The 22,821-nt window shown below is 49.2% G+C and carries 29 protein-coding genes; 2 read left to right on the forward strand and 27 right to left on the reverse strand.

Annotated elements, in window-relative coordinates:
* The 5 genes from folE to B2899_RS14640 all read right to left on the reverse strand — a co-directional run.
* Positions 1–323, reverse strand: a 323-nt coding sequence (gene folE, locus B2899_RS14620; RefSeq protein WP_286886776.1) for a GTP cyclohydrolase I, incomplete at its 3' end; no start/stop codon positions are given.
* Between the two features lie 126 nt (positions 324–449).
* On the reverse strand, positions 450–722 hold the full coding sequence (locus B2899_RS14625) for an HU family DNA-binding protein (RefSeq protein WP_146809030.1): 273 nt from the start codon (positions 720–722) through the stop codon (positions 450–452).
* Positions 723–971: 249 nt separating this feature from the next.
* Positions 972–2,450, reverse strand: a complete 1,479-nt coding sequence (gene spoIVA / locus B2899_RS14630) for a stage IV sporulation protein A (RefSeq protein WP_146809031.1) — start codon at positions 2,448–2,450, stop codon at positions 972–974.
* Positions 2,451–2,687: 237 nt separating this feature from the next.
* Positions 2,688–3,410 (reverse strand): hypothetical protein, encoded by a 723-nt coding sequence (locus tag B2899_RS14635; protein ID WP_286886779.1) that lies wholly within the window; start codon positions 3,408–3,410, stop codon positions 2,688–2,690.
* On the reverse strand, positions 3,404–3,748 hold the full coding sequence (locus B2899_RS14640) for a 2Fe-2S iron-sulfur cluster-binding protein (RefSeq protein WP_146809033.1): 345 nt from the start codon (positions 3,746–3,748) through the stop codon (positions 3,404–3,406). Before B2899_RS14640 ends, B2899_RS14635 begins: the two co-directional genes overlap by 7 nt.
* A 97-nt stretch (positions 3,749–3,845) precedes the next feature.
* Between B2899_RS14640 and B2899_RS14645 the strand changes: the two genes are divergently transcribed.
* Positions 3,846–4,061 (forward strand): hypothetical protein, encoded by a 216-nt coding sequence (locus tag B2899_RS14645; protein WP_286886781.1) that lies wholly within the window; start codon positions 3,846–3,848, stop codon positions 4,059–4,061.
* On the opposite strand, the gene B2899_RS14650 is transcribed toward B2899_RS14645, so the two are convergent.
* Positions 4,051–4,227: a DUF2768 family protein gene (locus B2899_RS14650; RefSeq protein WP_146809035.1), complete on the reverse strand. Its 177-nt coding sequence runs from the start codon at positions 4,225–4,227 to the stop codon at positions 4,051–4,053. The genes B2899_RS14645 and B2899_RS14650 overlap by 11 nt on opposite strands.
* A gap of 136 nt (positions 4,228–4,363) precedes the next feature.
* Here B2899_RS14650 and B2899_RS14655 point away from each other — a divergent pair, with 136 nt between their 5' ends.
* Entirely contained in the window at positions 4,364–4,885 is a 522-nt protein-coding gene (locus tag B2899_RS14655; RefSeq protein ID WP_286886784.1) for a hypothetical protein, read from the forward strand.
* 297 nt (positions 4,886–5,182) lie between these two features.
* Here B2899_RS14655 and B2899_RS14660 read toward each other — a convergent pair whose 3' ends face one another.
* The 21 genes from B2899_RS14660 to B2899_RS14760 form a co-directional block, all read right to left on the reverse strand.
* Positions 5,183–5,449, reverse strand: a complete 267-nt coding sequence (locus B2899_RS14660; RefSeq protein WP_286886786.1) for a stage VI sporulation protein F — start codon at positions 5,447–5,449, stop codon at positions 5,183–5,185.
* 93 nt (positions 5,450–5,542) lie between these two features.
* Entirely contained in the window at positions 5,543–6,586 is a 1,044-nt protein-coding gene (locus tag B2899_RS14665; RefSeq protein ID WP_414631783.1) for an NAD(P)H-dependent glycerol-3-phosphate dehydrogenase, read from the reverse strand.
* A 5-nt stretch (positions 6,587–6,591) separates the two neighbouring features.
* Positions 6,592–7,185 carry a glycerol-3-phosphate 1-O-acyltransferase PlsY gene (gene plsY, locus B2899_RS14670; RefSeq protein WP_146809039.1) on the reverse strand — a complete coding sequence of 198 codons (594 nt, stop codon included), beginning with the start codon at positions 7,183–7,185 and terminating at the stop codon, positions 6,592–6,594.
* 22 nt (positions 7,186–7,207) lie between these two features.
* On the reverse strand, positions 7,208–8,524 hold the full coding sequence (gene der, locus B2899_RS14675; RefSeq protein ID WP_146809040.1) for a ribosome biogenesis GTPase Der: 1,317 nt from the start codon (positions 8,522–8,524) through the stop codon (positions 7,208–7,210).
* A gap of 95 nt (positions 8,525–8,619) precedes the next feature.
* A complete protein-coding gene (locus tag B2899_RS14680; RefSeq protein WP_146809041.1) occupies positions 8,620–8,814 on the reverse strand; it encodes a capping complex subunit for YIEGIA in 195 nt (64 codons plus the stop codon).
* Positions 8,815–8,816: 2 nt separating this feature from the next.
* Positions 8,817–9,713, reverse strand: a complete 897-nt coding sequence (locus B2899_RS14685) for a YIEGIA family protein (RefSeq protein ID WP_146809091.1) — start codon at positions 9,711–9,713, stop codon at positions 8,817–8,819.
* A gap of 3 nt (positions 9,714–9,716) precedes the next feature.
* Positions 9,717–10,346 carry a YphA family membrane protein gene (locus tag B2899_RS14690; RefSeq protein WP_146809042.1) on the reverse strand — a complete coding sequence of 210 codons (630 nt, stop codon included), beginning with the start codon at positions 10,344–10,346 and terminating at the stop codon, positions 9,717–9,719.
* A gap of 157 nt (positions 10,347–10,503) precedes the next feature.
* Positions 10,504–11,553 (reverse strand): type 2 isopentenyl-diphosphate Delta-isomerase, encoded by a 1,050-nt coding sequence (fni, locus tag B2899_RS14695; protein WP_146809043.1) that lies wholly within the window; start codon positions 11,551–11,553, stop codon positions 10,504–10,506.
* Between the two features lie 21 nt (positions 11,554–11,574).
* On the reverse strand, positions 11,575–12,753 hold the full coding sequence (gene rpsA, locus B2899_RS14700; protein WP_146809044.1) for a 30S ribosomal protein S1: 1,179 nt from the start codon (positions 12,751–12,753) through the stop codon (positions 11,575–11,577).
* 221 nt (positions 12,754–12,974) lie between these two features.
* Positions 12,975–13,580 carry a lysophospholipid acyltransferase family protein gene (locus B2899_RS14705; protein WP_146809045.1) on the reverse strand — a complete coding sequence of 202 codons (606 nt, stop codon included), beginning with the start codon at positions 13,578–13,580 and terminating at the stop codon, positions 12,975–12,977.
* Positions 13,581–13,585: 5 nt separating this feature from the next.
* The gene (gene cmk, locus B2899_RS14710; RefSeq protein WP_286886792.1) at positions 13,586–14,257 is read right to left on the reverse strand and encodes a (d)CMP kinase; all 672 of its coding nucleotides are present in this window, start codon (positions 14,255–14,257) and stop codon (positions 13,586–13,588) included.
* Between the two features lie 231 nt (positions 14,258–14,488).
* Positions 14,489–14,680, reverse strand: a complete 192-nt coding sequence (locus B2899_RS14715) for a hypothetical protein (protein WP_146809047.1) — start codon at positions 14,678–14,680, stop codon at positions 14,489–14,491.
* Between the two features lie 58 nt (positions 14,681–14,738).
* Positions 14,739–16,094, reverse strand: a complete 1,356-nt coding sequence (gene ypeB / locus B2899_RS14720; RefSeq protein WP_286886795.1) for a germination protein YpeB — start codon at positions 16,092–16,094, stop codon at positions 14,739–14,741.
* 247 nt (positions 16,095–16,341) lie between these two features.
* On the reverse strand, positions 16,342–16,509 hold the full coding sequence (locus B2899_RS14725; protein ID WP_286886797.1) for a hypothetical protein: 168 nt from the start codon (positions 16,507–16,509) through the stop codon (positions 16,342–16,344).
* Entirely contained in the window at positions 16,506–17,204 is a 699-nt protein-coding gene (gene prsW / locus B2899_RS14730; protein ID WP_146809049.1) for a glutamic-type intramembrane protease PrsW, read from the reverse strand. The genes B2899_RS14725 and prsW overlap by 4 nt, the downstream gene beginning before the upstream one ends.
* A gap of 162 nt (positions 17,205–17,366) precedes the next feature.
* Positions 17,367–18,326, reverse strand: a complete 960-nt coding sequence (locus B2899_RS14735; RefSeq protein WP_146809050.1) for an asparaginase — start codon at positions 18,324–18,326, stop codon at positions 17,367–17,369.
* A 107-nt stretch (positions 18,327–18,433) separates the two neighbouring features.
* Entirely contained in the window at positions 18,434–19,426 is a 993-nt protein-coding gene (locus tag B2899_RS14740; protein ID WP_286886799.1) for a YpdA family putative bacillithiol disulfide reductase, read from the reverse strand.
* Between the two features lie 128 nt (positions 19,427–19,554).
* Complete coding sequence (locus B2899_RS14745; RefSeq protein ID WP_146809052.1) at positions 19,555–20,859, reverse strand: Glu/Leu/Phe/Val family dehydrogenase; 1,305 nt, start codon at positions 20,857–20,859, stop codon at positions 19,555–19,557.
* A gap of 429 nt (positions 20,860–21,288) precedes the next feature.
* Positions 21,289–21,885, reverse strand: coding sequence for a genetic competence negative regulator (locus B2899_RS14750; RefSeq protein WP_146809053.1), 597 nt, complete (start codon positions 21,883–21,885; stop codon positions 21,289–21,291).
* A 205-nt stretch (positions 21,886–22,090) separates the two neighbouring features.
* The gene (locus B2899_RS14755) at positions 22,091–22,228 is read right to left on the reverse strand and encodes a hypothetical protein (protein ID WP_170230161.1); all 138 of its coding nucleotides are present in this window, start codon (positions 22,226–22,228) and stop codon (positions 22,091–22,093) included.
* 131 nt (positions 22,229–22,359) lie between these two features.
* A partial coding sequence (locus B2899_RS14760) for a GTP pyrophosphokinase (protein WP_414631784.1) occupies positions 22,360–22,821 on the reverse strand: 462 nt, incomplete at its 5' end.

The following is a 22,821-nucleotide window of genomic DNA, read 5'->3' on the forward strand; positions in this document are numbered from 1 at the left end:
GCTCGAGCCAATTTGGATAGTCCCGTCACACGTCCGCCACGGGGAATATAGCCTACATGCGCTACGCCATAGAACGGCACCAAGTGATGCTCGCACATTGAATAAAACGGAATATCCTTGACGAGTACAAGCTCTTCGTGTTCTTCGCTAAACACGACCGAGAAATACTCTTTAGGGTCCTGTGAAAGACCCGTGAACACCTCTTCATACATACGCGCCACACGCGCCGGCGTATCGAGCAGACCTTCACGGCTCGGATCTTCACCTATCGCTTCTAGAATCATGCGTACCGCTTCTTCAATTTTTTTATGATTTACTTTCATAGCGAACCTCCGTAGCCCGTAGGCAAAACTTTCGGACATAGATAGGAAAAAGAGCTGTACATTCGTACAGCTCCGTTTGCTTTGCCATAAATGGATAAATCAAGTCCAATGACGGTATGTACGCCACTATTGAATATCTTCCTTCAACGCTTTGCCCGGCTTGAAGGCAGGTACCTTGCTAGCAGCAATTTCGATTTCCTGGCCGGTTTGCGGGTTGCGGCCTTTGCGAGCAGCACGCTCACGCACCTCAAAGTTACCAAATCCGATCAATTGTACTTTGTCCCCGTTTTTCAAAGCTTCCGTAATCGCATCGAATACCGCTTCCACTGCTCTTGTTGCATCTTTCTTCGTAAGCTCGGTCGCTTCGGATACTTTCGTGATTAATTCTGTCTTATTCATGTCATTCACCTCCTCCCAAAGGGAGTTTTCTTGTTATACGTTGTTAACCAATTATAGGATAATTATACACAACTTAAGTATTTTTAAAGGTGGACAAGCTAATATTAATATAGAAAACGCTGTAATTCAAGGGATTTCACCCAATCTTCTCCTATTGTGTCCCCAGGCTTCCCTAAAAGAGAAAAGGCTTCTGCCTAATAAGGAGAAGCCGGTGTTCGTCTCGTTTACCTTATTCTTTTTCTGTCCCGTCTATAAGATAATCGCGATAAGTCCACCCGAACCCTCATTAATGATACGTTCCAGTGTCTCCTGCAGCTTGTAACGCGCGTTATCCGGCATCATGGACAGCTTGGCGGAAATGCCCTCATTTACAATCGAATTGAGCGAGCGGCCGAAAATATCCGAGTTCCAGATGCTTAGCGGGTTCTCTTCAAAATCCTGCATTAGATACCGCACCAGCTCCTCACTTTGCTTCTCCGTACCGATAATCGGCGCAAATTCGGATTCCACATCGACCCGAATCATATGAATCGACGGTGCCGTCGCTTTCAGACGAACACCGAAGCGCGATCCATGGCGGATAATCTCCGGCTCGTCGAGCTTCATCTCTTCGAGTGAAGGAGGAGCGATACCGTACCCGGTCTGACGTACCATATTGAGTGCACTTGAAATCTTATCATACTCCTTCTTTGCGAGACTGAACTCCTGCATAAGCTGGAGCAGATGATCCTTGCCGCGGATTTCTACGCCAACAATCTCCATAAGAATGCGGTCGTACAACTCGTCATGGGCGTACAAATCGATTTCTGCCACTCCCTGGCCCATATTCATATCGGCCAGCGCAGCACGGTCGATGAATTCATATTCGCCGAAATAGCCAACCACACGATCCACGTCTCGCAGACGGCGGATGTCTTTCACCGTCTCCCGTACCGCTTCTTCGAAATTCTGGCGAAGCCAGTGGTCTTCGTGCAGTACCATCACCCAGGATGGAAGGTTGACATTAACTTCATGGACCGGGAACTCGAACAACACTTCGCGAAGGACGGCGAGCCCTTCCCGTTCATCCATTAAATCGACGCTCATCACAAGGACCGGCACATCGTATTTTTCCTCAAGAGCAGCGCGCAGAGCTACAGTTTCAGGACGACCCGGATACAGGGAGTTTACAATGATAACAAACGGTTTGCCCACTTCCTTCAATTCATTTATGACGCGCTCCTCTGCTTCTTCGTAACCGACGCGCGGAATTTCAGCAATCGTACCGTCCGAGGTGACAACCACGCCAAGCGTTGAGTGTTCCTGGATAACTTTGCGCGTGCCCAGTTCAGCGGCTTCTTCGAATGGAACCGGCTCATCATACCATGGTGTCGTTACCATGCGCGGACCGTTCTCGTCTTCATATCCCCGGGCACCTTCCACCGTATACCCTACACAATCGACAAGACGCACATTGATATCAAGTCCGTCGGTCACATGAATGGCAACCGCGTTGTTCGGCACGAACTTCGGTTCGGTCGTCATAATCGTTTTTCCTGCCGCGCTCTGCGGTAGTTCGTCCACGGCACGGACCCGCTCCGCTTCATACGGAATGTTGGGAATAACGATGGATTCCATAAAGCGTTTAATGAATGTTGATTTTCCGGTGCGAACAGGGCCGACCACGCCGATATAGATGTCTCCCCCCGTGCGCTCCGCAATGTCTTTGAAAATATCTACACGTTCCACCTGGATACCTCCTCGCGTTTCTTTCCCATCTACTTCTTGTACTATAAGGACACTACTCATCTTATGAGGGCGACGGAAAAAATAGACCTCGACTCGGCCTGAACGAGTACGACGAGAACGGTGCCGGGTCCCGCCATTATCGTCTGTGCACCCCACCCTGTCCTGCTTTGTACAAGATATGGTAAAGCGAGATAAGATATACCAGAATTATTTCAGGAAGAAAAGAAAAAGAAGTCATCATTCGCTCGGAGCAAGTTTTGGTTCTCCGTTGATAAGACGGTATGGAAACGATTTCACCGGCGCAAGTGGAGAGACATCGGCCAGTACATAACGAATATCTCCGGCCTGCTTCGGTTTTTCCGGCGCATTCTTCAATGCTAGCGCCAAATCAACGGAATAATCTACGCCCACTTGACCGCGCTCGTTGATAATGTAGGACATTGGCTGCCCGCTGAAATGGCTGAGGATCGACTCCTCGCCCGTGTGCAGTTTATCAAAATCAATCAAGTAATATCCGTCCCCCACTTTCGGACCAAGCGGAAACTCTTTTTTGTCGGCAAAATAACGGCTTACTTTCTCCTGCATGCTCTGAACGCCCTGGGATACGGTTAAATCGATCAAGCGAACTTCCGGCTTCGTCTCCGCATTCAGCAGGACGAACATGTAGTTTCCACCCGCTTCAAACGCAGCCCCGGGAATATACGGAATGTATTTTGGCACAATTTTTGAGAAATCGACCGGATACCGTTCGAATTCCGGCGTATCGGCGTCTTTCGTTACAATAGGCAGAACACCTGTTTCTTTCTGGTACTGATCTACTGCATCCTGTACCATCTTAATTTGCTGAACCGGCGGTGCCGCATTCTGCAGCATCTGAGCGCGCGGATACGCGCATCCGGAAAGCGCCAGCAAACACAGGGCCATAAGCCCCGTCATCCGTAACTTCCACTTCCCTACCATTCGCCTCTCTCCTGCCGCTGTTTTTCCAACTGGGTGCGCACAACGGACGCAAGCCGGCTTTCCGCAAGCTCCACTTGCGCTTCTCCCTGCACTCTTGCCTGACAGGCAAGCCGCATGCCGCATGCCAGATGCTCTTCGCCAATCATTCGCTTCTCTTTCTCCTGCGGAGGTGAAACAAAACTACCTGGAGTAACCCGCACTTTGCACATTGTGCAGGCCCCCTTGCCGCCGCAGCGCTGGGAGATGGCGATCCTTGCCCTGGATGCGGCTCGCAATATGGTTTCTCCGACACGGACCTGTATATGACGGTTCGCCGGCGCAAATGTAATTTTCACCATGGTAACATCCCCTGCTTCTTTATTGTTTTGCGGATAACAAGCATCGTTTTGGCCTACACTAAGCTTGATTCCATGCATACAAGGAGGCTTGAACATCATGCTAATGAGCCGCGAATGGATTAAGGTGGCGCTCGAAGGGACCTTCTTCTTCGGTATTGTGCTATTTACACCCGTATTCCTTCTCGCCAACACTGAAAATACGGCCGATGTCGTACTGTGGGCGGGAATTGGAATTGGCGTGTTGTACATTGTGCTCCTCATGCTTCACAAATACATCAAAGCCCGCAATATGGGACCGGGAACTAGAAAGTAATCAACACGGCCACCATAAGAAAAAACGCCACAATTAAGCTTGCATAGGCGACGGTAGACAGTGCGAATCTGAGCAGCCGCCGCTGCAGTTTACGCGCGAATACAATCGTAACGCTGGCAACAATCATCAAGCCGATTGCACTCAGCGCATAGAACATTAAATGCATGAGCACTCCCTCTTTGTCTGTAAAAATGATCCTGTAAATCGGATACTCACATTATAGCACAAACCGGGGACAATCGAACCTCTTACAGGACGAACGCATACTATAATGTTGACTATAGGATAAAGGGGGCGCAATCATGAACAGCCAGAAACGGCGAAGCCCGTATACGAAGAGATCCAGGCGCACGGCAGCGAGCGGGAAAAAGCGCAAAAAGGCCGCGCCCGTCGTTGCAAAAAAAGAAGCTGCAACGGCCATCGTGCCGGTTAAAAATAAAACGGACCTTCGGGCAGCTTCTGCCTTTATGAAAAATCTACCGTCCATTTTGACTAAATCTCCGGAAGAGATGCGCACATCCATTAATACTGTCAGAGAATGGTCAACCCAAATGCGCGGCACGATGGCCGAGATGGAGCAGACGCTCAGCACACTAACCAACCTTATTGGTATGTATGAGCGCTGGTCAAAGAGCAGTCAAAAGCGCACGATGCTCAGGGCAGCAGAGCAGGGCAGCGGAGATACGGGAGAGAGGTCAGCACTCTCGTTTATCAAATCATTAAATAACGTCGATTTCCGCCAGATTATTTCCCTGCTGAACTCTCCGCTTGTGCAGGCATTATTGGAAATGGATGAAATTGCAACATCATCAGAGGAGGCCTGACCGTAGGGCCTCCTATTTTGCGGTACGAAGGAAAAGAGAGAAGAGAAGGAGGGGGTGATTTCAATGTGGAAAAAGGCGAATGCCTTTTTCTCCCCTGGATCTTATTTCCTCTTCCCTCTCCTTCTTTCCTCACAATTTTCACAGAAAAAGAAGGATAATGCCGGACAGCATTATCCCTCTTTTTTTCCTTCTGTATCCTCGCGTCGTTTTCGAGAGCCCTTATTTTCGCGAATCATGCTATACTGTATGCTAATTTCAGCAAGCCTGTAACAGCGCGCCTCGCCTATTTCTCCAAGATTACAGTTTATTTTTCAGCAAGTTTGTCAACGTCTTCATATCTCCGCCCTGTACGTTATGTGTACGAATATACTTAATGATTTTTTCTTCCTTTTCCTTTGTTAAAGATACGTTGGCGATCACGGCCAGCTGGCGAATCAGTTGAAGCAGCTTTTGATCATCACCCAGATCGCTTTTTTTCACGCCACCAGCCAGCTTTTCCAGCTTTGACGTGTCCACGTTTCTGCCCTGTAATTTATCAAGAAATTTTTTCGGGATGTTTACCATACCCTCCATCTCCCTCCTTTCATGATACAACAACAGTGTATGAGGAAGGGAAGGAAAAAGTGCGGCCTTCTGGCGTCATCGCCCATTTGTCCATCAATGATTATCAAAGTATTGAAGCGCCAACTCTTCTGTTTCGTGCCGGCGAACCCGTCCCATCAAATCGCTGACAGCGTCACGCGGTGCCTTTTGTCGGAATAGAAGCGCATGCAATTCCCGTGTAATCGGCATTTCTACACCAAGCTCACACGCTAACTGGTGGGCGGCTTTTGTCGTTTTAATCCCTTCTACGACCATGCCCATGCGCGCAACAATTTCGTCCGGTGCAAGCCCCTGAGCCAGCATCCTGCCCGCACGCCAATTGCGGCTGTGCTGACTGGTAGCCGTTACTACCAGGTCGCCCACCCCCGCAAGGCCGGTAAACGTCAGAGGATTGGCGCCAAGTTTAATCCCCAGGCGGCTGATTTCAGCCAGGCCACGCGTAAGCAGCGCAGCTTTTGCATTGTCTCCGAATTCAAGTCCATCGCTTACCCCGGCGCCCAGCGCGATAATATTTTTCAGCGCGCCGCCAATCTCTACACCGATGACGTCCGGATTGGTGTAGACCCGGAAACGGCTTGTAATGAACGCATCCTGTACTTCCTCAGCCACGCTCATTTTCTCGGCCGCAACTACAACAGTGGTCGGCGCTTTCATGCCGACTTCTTCGGCATGACTCGGCCCTGACAATACGGCAATCTGTTCATGAAACGAAGCAGAAACCTCTTCTTTGATCACTTCGCTCATCCGTTTAAGCGAATCGATTTCGAGTCCCTTTGTGGCATGCACAAGGATCGTATCTTTATGTAGATGCGGAGCAAGCGTACGGACAGTGTCCCTCATGGCATGGGAGGGAACAACGAGAACCACAAGCTCCTTGTCTCGTACTGCTCTCTCGAGCGATGTGTCCCCTTTGATACGTTCGGAAAGCGTAATACCGGGAAGGTACCGCTTATTCTCCCGTGTTTCGTTTATTTCCCGCGCAAGCTCTTCCCGTCTCGCCCAGAGTGAGACGTTTTCATGATTTTCCGCAAGCACTGTTGCCAGCGCAGTTCCCCAGCTCCCGGCTCCGATTACCGCAACGTTTCGCATTCTATCCATCCTCCCTACCGTTTCGACTGTCCAAGCTTCCGCTCCGTGCCCTGAAGCAGCCGTTTAATGTTTTCCGCATGGCGTATATAGCCAAGCGCCGCTATTATAAGCGTGCCTATAATATAGGCCAAAGAAGCCCCGGTAATAATGAGAATGACGGGAATCAACGTAAAAAAAACAAGCGAGCCAAGCGACACGTAGCGTGTTACTGCAATGACCGCAACGGTTACGACCACTGCAATCAGCGCCGGTACCGGTGTCAATGCCAGCAGCGTACCGATGGTAGTGGCAACCCCTTTACCGCCTCGAAATCCGAAAAATACCGGCCAATTATGCCCAAGAATTGCGGCAATACCGGAGAGTACGATCACCCAGTCGTTCCCTCCTGTTAACCAATGGGCTACCCCGACAGCGATAGCGCCTTTGGCCGCATCCAGAAGCAGCACCGCAATTCCCGGCCCTTTGCCAAGTACGCGCAGCGTGTTGGTCGCACCCGCATTGCCGCTTCCATGCTGCCGGATATCAATCTTTGCGATTTTTTTCGCGACAAGAATGCTGAAGCTAATCGACCCCAGCAAGTAAGACAGGATGATAACAACCGCTCCCATCCGGTCTCTCCCCTCTCCTTATTTATTCGGACTTGTTTCGCACGAGAATGCGAATCGGAGTCCCTTCCAGCGGAAAAGCTTCTCTAATTTTATTCTCTAAGTAGCGCTGGTAAGAAAAATGCATAAGCTCTGTATCATTGACAAACAAAACAAACGTCGGCGGTTTAACTGCAACCTGTGTCGCATAGTTGATGCGCAGGCGGCGACCTTTATCGCTCGGCGGTGGCGTCACCGTCGTTGCCTCGTGAATCAAATCGTTTAGCACCGGCGTCGCGATGCGCAGCGCATGCTGCTCTGCCACCTGGGCCACCTTTGGCAGAATCATTTGCACCCGCTGTTTCGTTTTGGCGGACACAAACAGAATCGGCGCATAAGAGAGATATTTAAATTCTTCGCGAATATCTGCAATGAATTTATTCATTGTGCGTTCATCTTTTTCTACCGCGTCCCACTTGTTGACGACAATGATAACACCCCGGCCCGCCTCATGCGCATAGCCGGCTACTTTCTTATCCTGCTCGATAACCCCCTCTTCACCATTGATAACGACCAGTACGACATCCGAGCGCTCCATGGCCCGCAGCGCCCGCATGACACTGTATTTCTCGGTCGACTCGTACACCTTGCCCCGTTTGCGCATCCCCGCCGTATCGATCAGCACATATTCCTGACCTTTGAACGTAAACGGCGTATCGATCGCATCACGAGTCGTGCCCGCAATGTCGCTTACGATAACGCGCTCTTCTCCGAGCAGCGCATTGACCAGCGACGATTTCCCTACATTCGGACGACCGATAAGCGATACACGAATGACATCATCATCGTATTCATCATCATTATATTCCGGAAAATGCTTGATTACTTCATCCAGCAAATCACCAATCCCTGTCGCATGCGCACCGGAAATCGGAAACGGATCACCCATGCCAAGCGAGTAAAATTCGTATACATCGTTTAAGCGCTGTGGATTGTCAATCTTGTTGACCGCAAGAATCACCGGTTTCTTCGAACGGAATAACATACGTGCTACGTCCTGGTCCTGATCGGTAATGCCGACGGTGCCGTCCACCACAAATATGATAACGTCCGCTTCATCTATCGCAAGCTCCGCCTGGTTGCGGATTGATTCAAGCAATTCATCATGATCATCAAAATCAATGCCGCCTGTATCAATTAAATGAAACGGTTTGCCGAGCCATTCCGCCTTGCTGTACAGACGATCTCTGGTTACACCCGGAACGTCTTCGACAATCGCCAATCGCTCTCCTACAATTCGATTGAATAGCGTCGACTTACCGACATTCGGACGGCCGACAATTGCTACTACAGGATTTGCCATAACATAACTTACCTCTCTTTTTCAATATCTCTACTATCATAGAATGAATTGTAAGGACAGGCAAGACAAACAAGGCGGAAGCGAGTCGCTTTCATTCAGGAGTGCTTCACGATAATCAGCGTGTCCGGAGTAATCTCATGGGCGATGCCGTCGAGAATTTTTTCAAGCGTAAAAGCAATTTGCTCCAATTCTTTTTCTTCGTCTGCATAAAAAACAGGGGCCCCTCCGCCGACCCGCTGTCGATTGATGGTGATGACCGCCAGAATGTATTTTTCTAATGAAACAGACATGGCTAACGTGTCCCCCTGGTCTGCTGATTGACGCTGGCTTCACGCGGCAGCCGAATGGCACTGTCCAGCACCGGCACCCGCTCTATTGTCTTAAGCACTTTACTCCTATCTTTCTCTTCCGGCAACAGGAAAATGCCTAACCTGCCGTTCTGCATATCACGTTTGATAAGCGGTACGAGGGCCGGCTCCCCCGAATCGCGATATACGCCGTGAATAGATGATACATCATGCAGAATGGCCTGACGCTGCCCGAGATTTGCAATGGTAACCAGACTATTGGGATTTTTCGGGGTTACCACGACGCCTATCCCATGTTCGCGAATTGCATCCCGATCAGATTGTAAGCCGATGTTCATAATATAGATATCATCGACGTACAGATTCGGGCCATCGAGAACAATATGTCCCTGTTTAATATCAGCGATTTGTCCGAGCACTTTGCCTGACATAAGCCACCTATTGACAGCAAACATGGCAATTCCGACTACAATCGCCCACCAGAAAGGGGCTCGAATAGCAACCAGTGTGACGATGAGTGAGGTGAGCATGACGAGATAATTGCGTCCTTCAAACACCTGGGCAATGCCTTCGATGTAAGAAACGCCGCGAGGAACAAGTTCCATGCTGTCGAGCTGCTGCAGCATATTCCGTTCCATATTCCGTACATCACGAAACTGTTGCGCCGCCAGGCCCAGGAACGTAACTGCTGTCCAATCCGGCTTCAAAATAGAAGGAATGACGACCGAGCCAATAAGCGCGGCAATGAAGCCAAGTGCAATATGAATAATCCGGCCATGGGGGTATGTGGGGTACTGTCGATAATCCGTACGAAGCATATACAGGCGGGCTGCTACGCCAAACATAACACCCATGACTACCGGGACGGTGTAGTTTCCCATCATTCATCGACTCCTTCTCACCAAAACTTTGCGTGCAAGTGCGCCGCTTGCATCTATACAGCGAAATACTGCGGCGTGCACCAAAAGACCTGTAAGCAGCGAAAAGACGAGCGCATCACGAAACGCAAATTCTCCCAGCGTAACAGCGTTAACAGATGAATAAACCAACACCTGCGTAACGATTTCCATCAGACACAGGCCAAGCCCCATGATGATCAATGCCTGGTCTGCCTGCCTGCTCATCACTACCGTGAGAACCACGGCAACGCCTGCAACAAGATAAACCTCATCCACAACGTGCAGTACAGGATCAAGCCTGATTATATAGCGGAGCAAGAATAGTGTAACGCCGGCCAACAATGCTGCCGCAAAACTGTAGTTCCGACTCTCTCGTTCCTGCCTGCCCCATAAGAAAAGGAAAAATACAATAGGAAGCAGAAACGTTCCCACACTTAGGGTTATATACGGACCGAATGGTATATACCAGCCGCTGGCCAGATAATGCGCAAAAAGCAAAGCATAGAATGTACGCAGTCGAATTTGTAAACGGGAAAGTAAGCCGTCCAGTAAGCCCATCCACGCCAGTACGGCAATAAGCAGCAGACAAAAAGCCGATAAATATCCCGGATTCATAAGCACTATCTCCTTTTCGGTTTTTCTGTCAGTATTATTGCCGAAAAACCAGGCTGGCATAGCATATAAGTTTGCAAGATAGAAACGGGGAAGAGAACAAAGAAATGATTTCAATGAGGAAAAAGGCAGCCTCATAAAGCGAGAACTGCCTTTTTCTTTAGGAACGCTGCGCAAACACTTTGCAATTAATGCCCCGCTGCTCTGCCCAGTGATAGGTGTCTCCGGTAATGACAAGCGGGACTCGCTGCAGCGCGGCAATGGTCGGGGCACCAAGCGCAGTCATAATTACGCTCAACTCTTCATGCAGATTGTTCACGTACTCTATCGCTTCTTCCGTCCGTCCATCCACTGCATAGCGGAGAAAAACGCCTGCCATGCCGACGCAGGAGGCGCCCAGCGCCAGGCAGCGTGCAGTATCTAAGCCCGTCTGAATTCCGCCGGTCGCCATAATATCCGGACGCACCTCCAGTGTCGCAACTTCCAGCAGGCTTGCCGCCGTAGAGATGCCCCACTCGTTCAGCACGGCAAACGGCTGCGCGCGCCGCATGTTCTCAATCTGCGCAAAATTCGTTCCGCCACGTCCACCGATGTCAATTGCGGCCACTCCACAATCAGTCAACTTACACGCCGTTTCGCGCGATATGCCGAATCCGACTTCCTTGACAATCACCGGCACGTCCACCGCCTGAACAATCGCTTCAATACGCCGGAGCGCCCCGCTGAAATCCCGCTCTCCCTCCGGCATGATTAGCTCCTGCATCACATTCAAATGAATCTGTAGCCCATCCGCTTCAATCATCTCTACAGCACGACGAGCCATTTCTGGCGTCGCCTCTGCGCCCAGATTGCCGAACAGAATACCATGAGGATGCTCCCGGCGAGCTATCCGGTATGTCTCGACAAGCGACGAATCCCGAATCGCCGCCATCTGTGAGCCGACCGCCAGCGCAAGACCCGTCTCGCGTGCAATGATTCCTAACGATTGATTAATACTATATGTTTCGCTTGCCCCGCCTGTCATCGCATTTACAACAATCGGCGAACTCAATGCGAGTCCGCCGATACAAGTGCTCATATCCGTTTGTTCCATTGCGAGATCGGGCAAGCAATTGTGCACAAACTTCACATCCGACAGTCCGTGTGTGCCGGACTGTCCGGTTGTTAGCGCGTGCTCTACATGTTCGCGTTTTCGTGAAGTCCTCGACATTACGACCTCTCTATTATCAAATTAGGATTTAAACTTTTTGAGCAGATCGCCCATGCGATCGCCGATCGTTACGCCCATACCGACGTTGTTCTCATCCGCCTGGTATGCCGCAACTTCTTTCTTCGTTTCCTGCTTCTGCTTTTCATCCTGTACTTCACGAATGCTCAAGCTCATGCGCTCTTCTCCCGGATTGAAATCCAGAATCTTCACGTTCACTTCTTCGCCTTCTTTCAACACTTCATCCGGTGTGCCGATGTGGCGATTGGCGATTTGAGAAATGTGAACAAGGCCTTCTACACCCGGAGCCACTTCGACAAACGCACCGAAGCTAACCAGGCGCTTCACTGTACCTTTCACAACATCGCCGATTTTGAAATTATCTGCCGCCTGCTCCCACGGTCCGGCCAGCGTCGCTTTAATGCTCAAACTAATGCGTTCGTTCGCTTTGTCAACCTTCAGGACCTTCACGTTGACTTTATCGCCTTCCTTCAGAACGTCAGACGGCTTATCAACATGGGTCCAGGCAATCTCAGAAATGTGTACCAGGCCATCTACGCCGCCCACATCAACAAACGCGCCAAAATCAGTCAGACGCTGTACCGTGCCTTCGATGACCGCGCCCGGTTCCAAATTTTCAAGCACCGCTTGCTTTTGTTTGTTCGCTTCTTCTTCGAGTACGGCGCGATGAGAAAGAATCACTTTGTTCTTTTCTTTGTCGAGTTCAATTACTTTTACGGAAAGCGTTCTTCCTTTGTAGTCAGAGAAATCTTCCACAAAATGGCGCTCTACATGCGAAGCAGGAATGAAACCACGTACGCCGAGGTCAACCACAAGGCCGCCCTTTACGCTGTCAGCAATCACTGCATCGAAAACTTCGCCCGATTCGAACTTGCCCTGCAGTTCGTCCCACGCTTTTTCCGCATCGACCGCACGCTTGGAGACGATCATCTCGTCCTTCTCTTGATCAAGACGGATAACCTTTACCTGGATCTCCTGGCCTTCGGAAAGAACATCGGCTACTTTTTCGATATGAAGACTCGACACTTCGCTGATCGGAAGGATGCCCTCATACTTATAGCCCACATCAATCAAGGCTTGTTTCTCGTCTACACGGGAAACGGTGCCGGTTAACACCTGGTTAACCTCAACCCCTTCCAAACCTTGTTGACCATTCAATTCATTTTGATTTTCCTCTACCATAGACCATACCTCCTTGAAATAAAAGCCATTCAAACAATAAATGCTTCTTACCTCCTAAAAGAAACAACAAGCATTTATAGCAAACAGCAGCATATTTATCTTAGCTTACCAAAGTTGCATACACCATTGCTAGTGCCAAACCTGCTAAATTCTGGACTTCATACACACTCAGGTAAGCAAAATGCCTTATATTACAGGGAAAATAACACCGAAAGTTATGCTTACTTTTTATGTATATCCAACAGTTTTTGAATCTCATGCTGAATGATTTCGGCAGCATACTGGGTGCGCTCCGCATTTTCCTTGCCCGCTACCGCTTCGTTCAAATCAATCGGTTTTCCATAAATAATCGTTACACGTCCAAAAAGACGGTACGGACCGATGATTGCGACGGGTACGACCCGCGCCTTAGATTTGAGTGCAATCATTGCAGCTCCCGGCAGCATTTTGCCGACGGTCCCATCCCCTGACCGGTTACGCCTGCCTTCCGGGAAGATGCCGAGCACTTTCCCCTCGTCTACAATCTCAAGCGACTTGCGGATCGCCTGACGGTCTCCGGCACCACGCTTAACCGGAAAAGTTCCAAAGTCAGTAATAAGCCAGGAGATGACAGGAATCCGAAACAGCTCCGCCTTCGCCATGAAATGCACTTGACGGTGGGTACCACAGCCGAGCAGGATTGGATCCCAATTACTAATATGATTCGCGCAGAGAACAAGTCCTTCCCCGTCCGGAATGTTCTCCTGTCCGATTACGCGCCAGCGGTACAGTCCTGCAAAGATGCCGCGGAATATGGCGCGAAAAAACGGATATGTTTTGCTTTCCATGCGACTTACGCCCTCTCCCCGATTTTTTCCCGATGCAGACAAACGATACGGTCTACCACCTCATCAATGCTACATCCGGTCGTATCAACCAGCACAGCGTCTTTCGCCTGCTTTAGCGGCGCTATCTCACGCTCACTGTCTTTACGATCTCTTTCTTCAATGTCACGCAGCAATTCACCGTATTCGGCCTTCACACCTTTCTGCTCAAGCTCCTGCAGACGCCGCCGTGCGCGTTCTTCGATAGAAGCGGTAAGAAAAACTTTCAGTTCGGCATCCGGCAGCACCGATGTGCCGATGTCCCGACCGTCCATTACGACGTTTTTACGGCTGGCAATCCGACGCTGCATATCCACCAGCTTCTCGCGCACAAGCGGATGCGCGGCCACCGTCGAGACACGCCGTGTAACCTCCAGGGAACGAATCGCTTCGGTCACATCTTCGCCGTCCACATATACACGCTGCATTCCGTCATGAATTTCAAGCGTTAAGTCAATCGTATCAAGCAAATCACGCAGACACTGCTCATCTTCAATCGAGCAGCCGCGCGTAAGGGCCGTAAGCGTTGCAGCCCGATACATCGCCCCGGTATCAACGTACAGCATGCCGAGCCGTTTCGCCACCCGCTGCGCTACGGTGCTTTTGCCGGCTCCGGCCGGTCCGTCAATTGCAATTTTCACAGTACTATCCCACCCTAACTAAGCAAAGAAGAAAGTAGAAGCTACAAGGATGGAACTTCCCCTCCAGCCTCTTGCTTCTTCATCTTTTATCTCTATTCATTTTCACAAAAAAAGCAGGACGTGCCTGCTTCTTTCCTTTTATTTGATTTGATGCGTAACTTTTTATTGCTATCATGCACTCACGTATGGTGATAACCATGCTATTCAATTATCTCCATAGTAACATAGGCCTTAAGGCGATGCAATGCCTTCCAGCCGTACCGTATCGACAAGCCAATAGCGGACCGAGTCATATGTGAGCAGAAACTGGCTTGCGACGAGCAACAACCACCCGGCCGCAATGGCTATAATAAGTCCTTTCTCCACCCAGGCGGCCAGGCGGGTGAAACGCTTCTCATAAGCTGTCTCTTCGGTTCGTTTCATCCGGACCCCTCCTTCCGTTTTCACCAGTATCGCCCGTCCCCCCGATCCCTATTCTTCCTTACAAGGCAACTGCCTTAATTTTCTCCGCTTTTACTTCATCTCCGGTCAGTGCATTAATATAGATGCGGTAGCGATCTTGTCCAAGACCGCCGTAGAATTCATAGGTGAACACTTCCTGCCCCCGATCGTCTTCAATGACGGCAAGACGCGTTTCCTCTATTTTCAAGCTCGGATTCACTTTCGCACGGGCCTGCGCCTCCGTAAGCTTTGGCTTTGGCAGCACACGCGCTTTATGATTTAGAAGATAACTTTCGCTCTGAAATCCCGGTACGCCGCCTTTATCAAGCGCTACCTTCACAGTGACCATATCCGGATACACGCGGATATCCCCTTGTTTGTAGACATACGTGAATACCGCAAGCCCTCCATATTCATCATAGGATACCGCCTCCATAGACGGATAATTTCGCTCTTCAAGATACTTGTCCGCATAGTTCTTCGCCTGCTCGATGTTTAGCTTCTTTACGTTCGCATGAACGTCACGCTCGTCCAGTACCCAAACTACCTTACCGCCTTTCTTGGCCACTTCTACGTTAACCGGGGCAGGATCGGCTTTACGAACCATGTGCACGCTGAATGATTCGTACTCCCGCCCGCTCCCATTGTCCACCACGTTGATTTCTTTTAACTGTTCGGGCGTGATTCTGGTGAACGCCAATGCTTTTCGCTTCGCTTCTTCTGCAGTAATCGGTGTACCTTTAATGGCTTGAATCTTCATTTTGCGTGTCGCATTCAGGCTTCCGATGCCCGAACCGAAATCGACATCCTTATAGCCTTCAACGTTTTTATCGATAACTTTAAGGCCGTCGATAATGGTATTATCCTGAGGTCTTTCTTGCGTCGAAAGCGCCGATTCAACATCCATCCAGCGGAGCTGTTTGCTGAGAACCGCTGTCTGTACGGTCTGCAATTGGCTCTGAATTTCTTTGGAATGCCGATAAAGCGCCTGCAGCGTTTTGTACTCTTTGTTGCTTAACGGCTCTTTTTGAAGATCGCGAACTGCTGTCTGATAGCTGAAATCAGCCACATTGGCAAGAAACTTTTCCGTCTGGTTAAATGGCATAAGTGTCAGAGGGAGTTGTCCTACATCGCTTTGCGCAGAATAAGCAAGACGCCAGACATTCGTCAGACTCGGCGTTAGCTGTTGACGAGAATTAACGGCAATCGTTTTACCCAGCTCGTCCTGCAGCTTGTCTATATGATAGTTTAAATTGTGGAACGCACGCTGATACTGGTTTTCCGCTTTAATTAGCACCGAGTTTTTTTCCTGATTCTCCTGGTAACCCCACACACCGACACCGATAGCCCCTATGGCAAGAATCGGCGCCAGCACACCTGCGATTTTCCAATACATATCCGCATCACCTTTCCTAATTACGATCATTCTTGGTAATAGTGTGAGGAAAGAGATGCTTGTTTATACAAAAAACCACCATGGTTTTCAACGCAACCCCGTCATGAAAATCATGGGAAAGAGGGCTTAATTTTGTCGCACAAAAGAAAAGAGAGGAAAGAACGAGAGGATGATTTCAATGTGGAAAAAGGCGAACGCCTTTTTCTCCCCTCTCTTTCTTTCCTCAAGAATTTCGCAGAAAAAAGCTTTACAGCGGTTCGGAATAAATATGGAAATTCCGGTCGTTGCTGCAGATGCATTGTTTAAACCCCGTCTCAATCTTCCCGTTGTTTTCGCGTATTCCGCGCAGCACATAGCGCTCGCCGCAGGTCAGGCAGTAAATGGTGACTTTATACCGTTCGTACTCGGTTGTCATATTTTTTCCGCCTCCTCTTGTTCATAGTGTCGCCCAAAAGCGGCAGCAATAGACCTGTCCAGCGCAGCACGGCTGCGGCGAATGGCAATCGCCCACAAAAACAGCATGAACGGAGCCATCAGCCACGGCCAAACCGTACCGCCTACCATCAAAATGAAATCGTACGTTCCGTGCAAAAGCACAGGAATCGCAAGGCTTAGTGCCAAATACATGCGCTTTCTGCGCGGAACAGACAAAAACTTCGCTTTGCCAAGGTAGTATCCCATCAATACACCGAACAATCCATGGCTCGATACCGGCAGCAGGGCCCGGTAAAATGCGGTAGACACACCATGCTCTAACAGATAGAAAAAGTTTTCAAGCGTCGCGAAACCGAGCGAAACCGCCACCGCATACACGATACCGTCATACGGCTCATCAAATTCCACATGCTTATATGCCGTATAATAAATAATGAACCATTTAAAAAACTCTTCGAGAAAGCCTGCCAAAAAATACGATTGCGAAAATACGCCGAGATGAAGTTCTTCCTGGAATCCGAACTGCACAACCATCACGGGAAAAACAAGCAGGATACCGATAATAAAACTTTTGACAACCATATGAAGCGGTTCCGTTTCATATTTGTCCTTTAGATAAAAATAACTCAAAATAGCAATACCAGGGGCCAGTGCTGCCCCCAAGGTGGATAACATAGCATTCGACTCCCTTTGTTCTCCGGATCTCCTTACCTCATCGTACCATGGAACATAGATGAAAGAAATATTATTGATGAAGGTTATCATGTCAAATATGCAGGACACAGCAAAAAAACAGCGCCTATGCTGGCAGGGTCTGTCGGACGATCTTTTGCCAGGTTAAAACGCACTTTTTATATCTTCTACATTGCTTGCCAGCATAACTGCTAACCGTATGCGGGCTTTCTTGCTGTCATAATCCTTGCCGAGTATCACACCTTTGCTGTACAGGTCATAGGCACTCCCTAAATAGTCGTATGTGGTGTGTACACGACCTTCTTCCGCGCTTGTGGTAATGACAATGTGAATGCCTTGGCGAACGGCTTCCTCGATTCCTTCCATCATCTTCGGCGCAACCTGACCACGGCCTACCCCTTCAAGTATGATACCTTTTGAACCTGCTTGAATGGCCGCATACACAAACTTACTGTCTGCATCAGCATAGCACTTGATAATGTCAACAGCAGGAATTGTCTTTGTAATCTTAAATATATCCCTGTTGATCGGCTTTTGGTATATGGATACACAATCATTGTCGATGATGCCGAAATAACCAAACCCGAATGAATGAAAACCCTGAATGTTGGATGCGTGGACTTTTTTCACGTAGCGAGCGGAGAAGATGCGTTCATTAAACACCACAACCGCTCCTGATCCGCGTAAATCGGCACTACAAGCCGTGTAAATAGCATGCCGTATATTTATGTAGACATCATTGCTTAAATCACTAAGAGAGCGCTGTGAGCCTGTCAGGACGACTGTACGTTCATCGTCTATGGTGAGGTCAAGAAAGTATGCCGTTTCTTCCATTGAATCTGTGCCGTGCGTTACCACGACACCATCGACGGACTGATCTGCAAGCACCTCTTCGATTTTTGCTTTTAATATCAAAAGCTCCATGAACCCAATGTGCATGGATGGAAGCTGAAATACGGATTCGACTTGCACTTCTATGTCGCCCGGCAGGTTGCATATCTCCGCTAACTCTTCACCGGTAATTTCACCCGATGCCAGCATGCCGCGCTCGTTTGGCTTACTGGCGATTGTACCGCCTGTTGTCAGCAAAACCACTTTTGGCATAAGTACCTCCACTTACTGTATGTATTGTGAAGCTATTCGTTTGTAAGTATACACAAAAAAGCCGACAAAAGCATCCGCTCTGTCGGTCCAGATAACTGTCTCGCTTTTTATTTAACCGTTAATCCCGCTGTCCGACGGGTAATTTCTTTGGCAAGGATACCGCCGTGGAAGCGACCGTTCTCGATAAAGATTACGTTCGCGTCGTTGCCCGCAGCAATAACGCCTGCAACAAACACGCCCGGCACGTTCGTCTCCATCGTCTCCGGATTGTGTTCCGGCTCTCCCGTTTCTTCACGAACCGTAACACCAAGCGCATGAAAGAATGTGCGATCCGGACGATACCCTGTCATCGCAAATACTGCATCATTTTCGATTTTCATTTCCTGTCCGTCCTGCTCCACTATGATATGATCCTCATGGATACTTTTCACTTCTGTGCCAAACATCGCCTTTATCCAGCCTTTGTTCACCATCGATTCAAACACCGGACGCACCCAAGCTTTAATGGACGGTGAATATTCGCTGCCGCGATAAATCCAGGTTACATCGGCACCCGCACGATACAGATCCATCGCCGCATCAACCGATGAGTTCTTGCCGCCGATGACCGCCACCTTCATCCCCTGATACGGGTGCGCCTCTTTAAAGTAATGCGATACCTTCGGCAAATCCTCGCCCGGAATATTCATATAGTTGGGGTTGTCGTAGTAGCCGGTTGCAATAACAACGAAGCGGGTTCGGTACTCAGCGTGCTCTCCGTTCCTTTTGGTTGTCCGTACCGTAAATGTGCCGTCTTCTTGTTTGTCTACCGCATCCACTTTTTCGTACGTGTGAATGCGAAACTCCCGGCGCGCCGCCACTTCTCTATAATACGTAAGCGCCTCCTGACGGGTCGGCTTCTCATGCGAGATAACAAACGGGATTCCTCCGATCTCCAGCAGCTCCGGCGTGCTAAAGAAATTCATGAAAGTCGGATATCCGTAGATAGAATTAACGATACAGCCTTTCTCGATAATGAGCGGGTTTATCCCTTTATTCTGCAGCTCGGCCGCCGCTGACATGCCGCACGGTCCGGCTCCGATAATAATAACCTGTTCCATCTTTCCTCTCACTCCTATTTTCACAAAATGTGATATTTAAACTTCCTTACCTCTTCCCTTTTTTCCTTCTCAATAAAAAATCCCCTACAATCCATATTGTAGAGGATTTTCTTCATCTATTTCAATTCTTATACCCAACCGCGGAACTGGCTCGCTTCCGCCATCTTGCGTACGCCTACCATGTAAGCGGCCAGACGCATGTTGACGCCGCGCGTCATATGCGTGTTGTACACATTGTCGAACGCGCGCACAAGTACTTCACGCAGGCGAGCTTCAACTTCTTCTTCCGTCCAGTAGTATCCCTGGTTGTTCTGCACCCATTCGAAGTACGATACCGTTACGCCACCGGAGCTTGCCAGTACATCCGGCACGAGCAGAATGCCGCGCTCAGTCAGGATGCGAGTTGCTTCCAGCGTTGTCGGACCGTTCGCCGCTTCCACTACGATGCTTGCTTTGATGTTATGCGCATTCGAAGCCGTAATCTGGTTCTCGATTGCAGCCGGCACAAGAATGTCGCAATCCAGCTCAAGCAACTCTTTATTGCTGATCGTGTTGCTGAATAACTTCGTTACCGTACCGAACGAATCACGGCGATCGAGCAGGTATTCAATGTCCAGGCCGTTTTCGTCATGAAGCGCGCCATATGCATCGGAAATCGCGATAACTTTTGCCCCGGCGTCATGCATGAATTTCGCCAGGAAGCTTCCTGCGTTACCGAATCCTTGCACAACAACACGTGCGCCTTTCAGTTCGATGCCTTTCTTTTTAGCTGCTTCTTCGATGCAAATAGTAACCCCTTTGGCTGTCGCGGTTTCACGCCCCTGCGATCCGCCCAGTACAATCGGCTTACCCGTGATGAAGCCCGGGGAATCAAATTCGCGAATCCGGCTGTATTCATCCATCATCCACGCCATAATCTGCGAGTTAGTGAATACGTCCGGTGCCGGAATGTCTTTCGTCGGCCCAACGATCTGGCTGATCGCACGTACATAACCGCGGCTTAAGCGTTCCAGCTCACGGAATGACATCTCACGCGGGTCGCAGATAATTCCGCCTTTACCGCCGCCATAGGGTAGATCAACAATGCCGCATTTTAAGCTCATCCAGATAGAAAGCGCTTTTACTTCATCTTCTGTTACTTCCGGGTGGAAACGAACGCCACCTTTCGTCGGCCCAACTGCGTCGTTATGCTGGGCCCGGTAACCGGTAAATATCCTTGTTTCGCCGTTGTCCATCCGCACCGGAATACGTACAGTCAACATGCGCATCGGTTCCTTCAAGAGTTCATACATCTCTTTCGGATACCCCAATTTGTCAAGGGCCTCAGCAATGACCGTCTGTGTAGACTGTAACACATCCAGATTCTCTTGCGGTTGCGCTGCGCTCCCATTCGCAGTCGCTGTTGATTCGGTTACCACGTCTTTTTCTCCCATGTTTTACCACCTCAAAAAATGTTCATCAGTCTGTCAAGACATAGCAAGTATACCTCTTTCTCTTACGTTTTGGAAGGTGTAAAGCTGGCTTTTTCTTTATTAAAATAAATGAGAAAAACTCGCGGGCGTTGCCGCTCGTCCTTTTTCTTCAAAGAAGCCAAACAGCCGCTTTGTGTCGCTCCGGTCGGACCGACAAAACATCCGGGTCGTTCAGGGAGGGAGACAGTTGCCGGTCTTTGTCTCCCTCCGCTTCACACGCTCCACAAGGAAAAAGGAACGTTTGGCATACGCCTCGCGAGTTTTTCTCGCTTACGAATGGAGGGAAAGTATATTTTGCTTTATCACTGTAAAGCGAAATATACTTTCCTATACCACGAAAAAACGCACGGCTGAATACCATGCGCTCTATCTGTATACTTATATTAGTTATTAGTCAAAATAACGGCAGAGAACCTTTACCGCATCGCTCTCCACTACTGCTTTGCCGTACTCCTGCAGGACGTGCTTGGTCAGAGTGGAAGCCTCTCCGTATTCTGATAACACTGCAATAAAATCGTCATATTCTTCCTTTTCCATATCAACTTCTTCGAATACGAGGTAGTAGCGTCCGTTATATGCGTATGCGCTGCCCCCGTCAATCACCTTGGAGTTAATGCGGTGAGCCAGTTCAATCAAATGCTCGAAGTCCTGGAACACATACACCACATCATCGCTCTCCTCCAATGTGACTTGCATTTCATATATATCATCGTAGTCCAGATCCTCAGCGTCATCATGCGCCTCGGTCTTGCCGCGTGTTACGATTACGACCATGCCCTGAGCCGGCAGGGAGAATACTTCGACCGCTACAGGTCCATTCACTGTAAAGCCAACTTCATCTTGAGCCTGATCCATCATGTCATTGAAAAGTTCATGCACTTTTGGAATATCACGCCACATATCATCCTTTTCAATTCCCCGCTCGATCAGGTCATCGAATGTTAAGAAGATCCTTATTTTATCCTGATTCAAACGTTCAACGCGCATTATGACCCCTCCCTCCGCAAATTCGGTGGTAGTATTTAGAATACGTTGCAGGATTCTTTTTTGTTCAAAAAATAATAGGATTTTTTCTAATGATAACATGGAGTCAAAGCAAGGTACAAGGCCTTAGAAGACAAAAAAAGGCCGCCTCTTATCTCAGAATGCGCGGCCTTTCTTCTCTACACTCGCGTGGCGGCATTTTTTCGTCCTATAGTTCCAGCATAGAGATTCCCCATACCATCGCAATTGCAATTAAAGCCCCAAGAATGAAGGACAGCAGCATCCCCGCACCATAGGAATTCGGCTCGTCTTCGCAATATTTTCTCGTTTCATCTTGACTCAGCATCGGCTTATCCTCCTTGAATGAGTGCATCCTCTTCTTAGTATGGGCAGTCCGGCTCTATTCTATATCCTCCTCTCCGTCTTTGCACGTTTTTCCTTGATTACAACGGAGGAAAAGCAAAAGAACACTCGATATTAATCGAGTGTTCTCACCTCCTGAATCTTCGCCTGAATCGTACGGGAGAGCTGTCTCAGCTCGGCCACGTCACCTCGTGCCCGCATCTGGCGAAACCGGTTCTGAAATTCTGTCGCCTCTACGACGAACCCGCGCTGATATAAATTTTGGATTCCCTGCAGAATACGGGAAACGATATTTGATTTGTATTCGAACATCTGTTGGGCATCACGGATTTCATCGCGAATTTCGGACATTTCCGTATCCAAAAGATACGAAGCTTCAGCCGTTGTGCGCAGTCTCTCTCTTATATCCTCAGGAATATTGCCTTCGTATTTATAATTTAACGAATGTTCGATGGTTGCCCAGAAATTCATCGCCAATGTCCGTATTTGGATTTCGGCCAGTATTTCTTTTTCGCCCTGTGCAGTATGGACAGGGTACCTAATAATAATATGATGGCTACGGTAGCCGCTCGGCTT

Origin of the sequence: Aneurinibacillus sp. UBA3580, assembly GCF_002375825.1 — a bacterium.
Lineage (GTDB): Bacteria > Bacillota > Bacilli > Aneurinibacillales > Aneurinibacillaceae > Aneurinibacillus > Aneurinibacillus danicus.

Bases quoted from the DNA above. Each gene is read 5' to 3' on its own strand.
- B2899_RS14625 (WP_146809030.1), bottom strand. From the start codon at position 722: ATGAATAAGACAGAATTAATCACGAAAGTATCCGAAGCGACCGAGCTT.
- B2899_RS14635 (WP_286886779.1), bottom strand. From the start codon at position 3,410: ATGGTAGGGAAGTGGAAGTTACGGATGACGGGGCTTATGGCCCTGTGT.
- B2899_RS14640 (WP_146809033.1), bottom strand. From the start codon at position 3,748: ATGGTGAAAATTACATTTGCGCCGGCGAACCGTCATATACAGGTCCGT.
- B2899_RS14645 (WP_286886781.1), top strand. From the start codon at position 3,846: ATGCTAATGAGCCGCGAATGGATTAAGGTGGCGCTCGAAGGGACCTTC.
- B2899_RS14650 (WP_146809035.1), bottom strand. From the start codon at position 4,227: ATGCATTTAATGTTCTATGCGCTGAGTGCAATCGGCTTGATGATTGTT.
- B2899_RS14655 (WP_286886784.1), top strand. From the start codon at position 4,364: ATGAACAGCCAGAAACGGCGAAGCCCGTATACGAAGAGATCCAGGCGC.
- B2899_RS14660 (WP_286886786.1), bottom strand. From the start codon at position 5,449: ATGGTAAACATCCCGAAAAAATTTCTTGATAAATTACAGGGCAGAAAC.
- B2899_RS14665 (WP_414631783.1), bottom strand. From the start codon at position 6,586: ATGGATAGAATGCGAAACGTTGCGGTAATCGGAGCCGGGAGCTGGGGA.
- plsY (WP_146809039.1), bottom strand. From the start codon at position 7,185: ATGGGAGCGGTTGTTATCATCCTGTCTTACTTGCTGGGGTCGATTAGC.
- der (WP_146809040.1), bottom strand. From the start codon at position 8,524: ATGGCAAATCCTGTAGTAGCAATTGTCGGCCGTCCGAATGTCGGTAAG.
- B2899_RS14680 (WP_146809041.1), bottom strand. From the start codon at position 8,814: ATGTCTGTTTCATTAGAAAAATACATTCTGGCGGTCATCACCATCAAT.
- B2899_RS14685 (WP_146809091.1), bottom strand. From the start codon at position 9,713: ATGGGAAACTACACCGTCCCGGTAGTCATGGGTGTTATGTTTGGCGTA.
- B2899_RS14690 (WP_146809042.1), bottom strand. From the start codon at position 10,346: ATGAATCCGGGATATTTATCGGCTTTTTGTCTGCTGCTTATTGCCGTA.
- fni (WP_146809043.1), bottom strand. From the start codon at position 11,553: ATGTCGAGGACTTCACGAAAACGCGAACATGTAGAGCACGCGCTAACA.
- rpsA (WP_146809044.1), bottom strand. From the start codon at position 12,753: ATGGTAGAGGAAAATCAAAATGAATTGAATGGTCAACAAGGTTTGGAA.
- B2899_RS14705 (WP_146809045.1), bottom strand. From the start codon at position 13,580: ATGGAAAGCAAAACATATCCGTTTTTTCGCGCCATATTCCGCGGCATC.
- B2899_RS14715 (WP_146809047.1), bottom strand. From the start codon at position 14,680: ATGAAACGAACCGAAGAGACAGCTTATGAGAAGCGTTTCACCCGCCTG.
- ypeB (WP_286886795.1), bottom strand. From the start codon at position 16,094: ATGTATTGGAAAATCGCAGGTGTGCTGGCGCCGATTCTTGCCATAGGG.
- B2899_RS14725 (WP_286886797.1), bottom strand. From the start codon at position 16,509: ATGACAACCGAGTACGAACGGTATAAAGTCACCATTTACTGCCTGACC.
- prsW (WP_146809049.1), bottom strand. From the start codon at position 17,204: ATGTTATCCACCTTGGGGGCAGCACTGGCCCCTGGTATTGCTATTTTG.
- B2899_RS14735 (WP_146809050.1), bottom strand. From the start codon at position 18,326: ATGCCAAAAGTGGTTTTGCTGACAACAGGCGGTACAATCGCCAGTAAG.
- B2899_RS14740 (WP_286886799.1), bottom strand. From the start codon at position 19,426: ATGGAACAGGTTATTATTATCGGAGCCGGACCGTGCGGCATGTCAGCG.
- B2899_RS14745 (WP_146809052.1), bottom strand. From the start codon at position 20,859: ATGGGAGAAAAAGACGTGGTAACCGAATCAACAGCGACTGCGAATGGG.
- B2899_RS14750 (WP_146809053.1), bottom strand. From the start codon at position 21,885: ATGCGCGTTGAACGTTTGAATCAGGATAAAATAAGGATCTTCTTAACA.
- B2899_RS14755 (WP_170230161.1), bottom strand. From the start codon at position 22,228: ATGCTGAGTCAAGATGAAACGAGAAAATATTGCGAAGACGAGCCGAAT.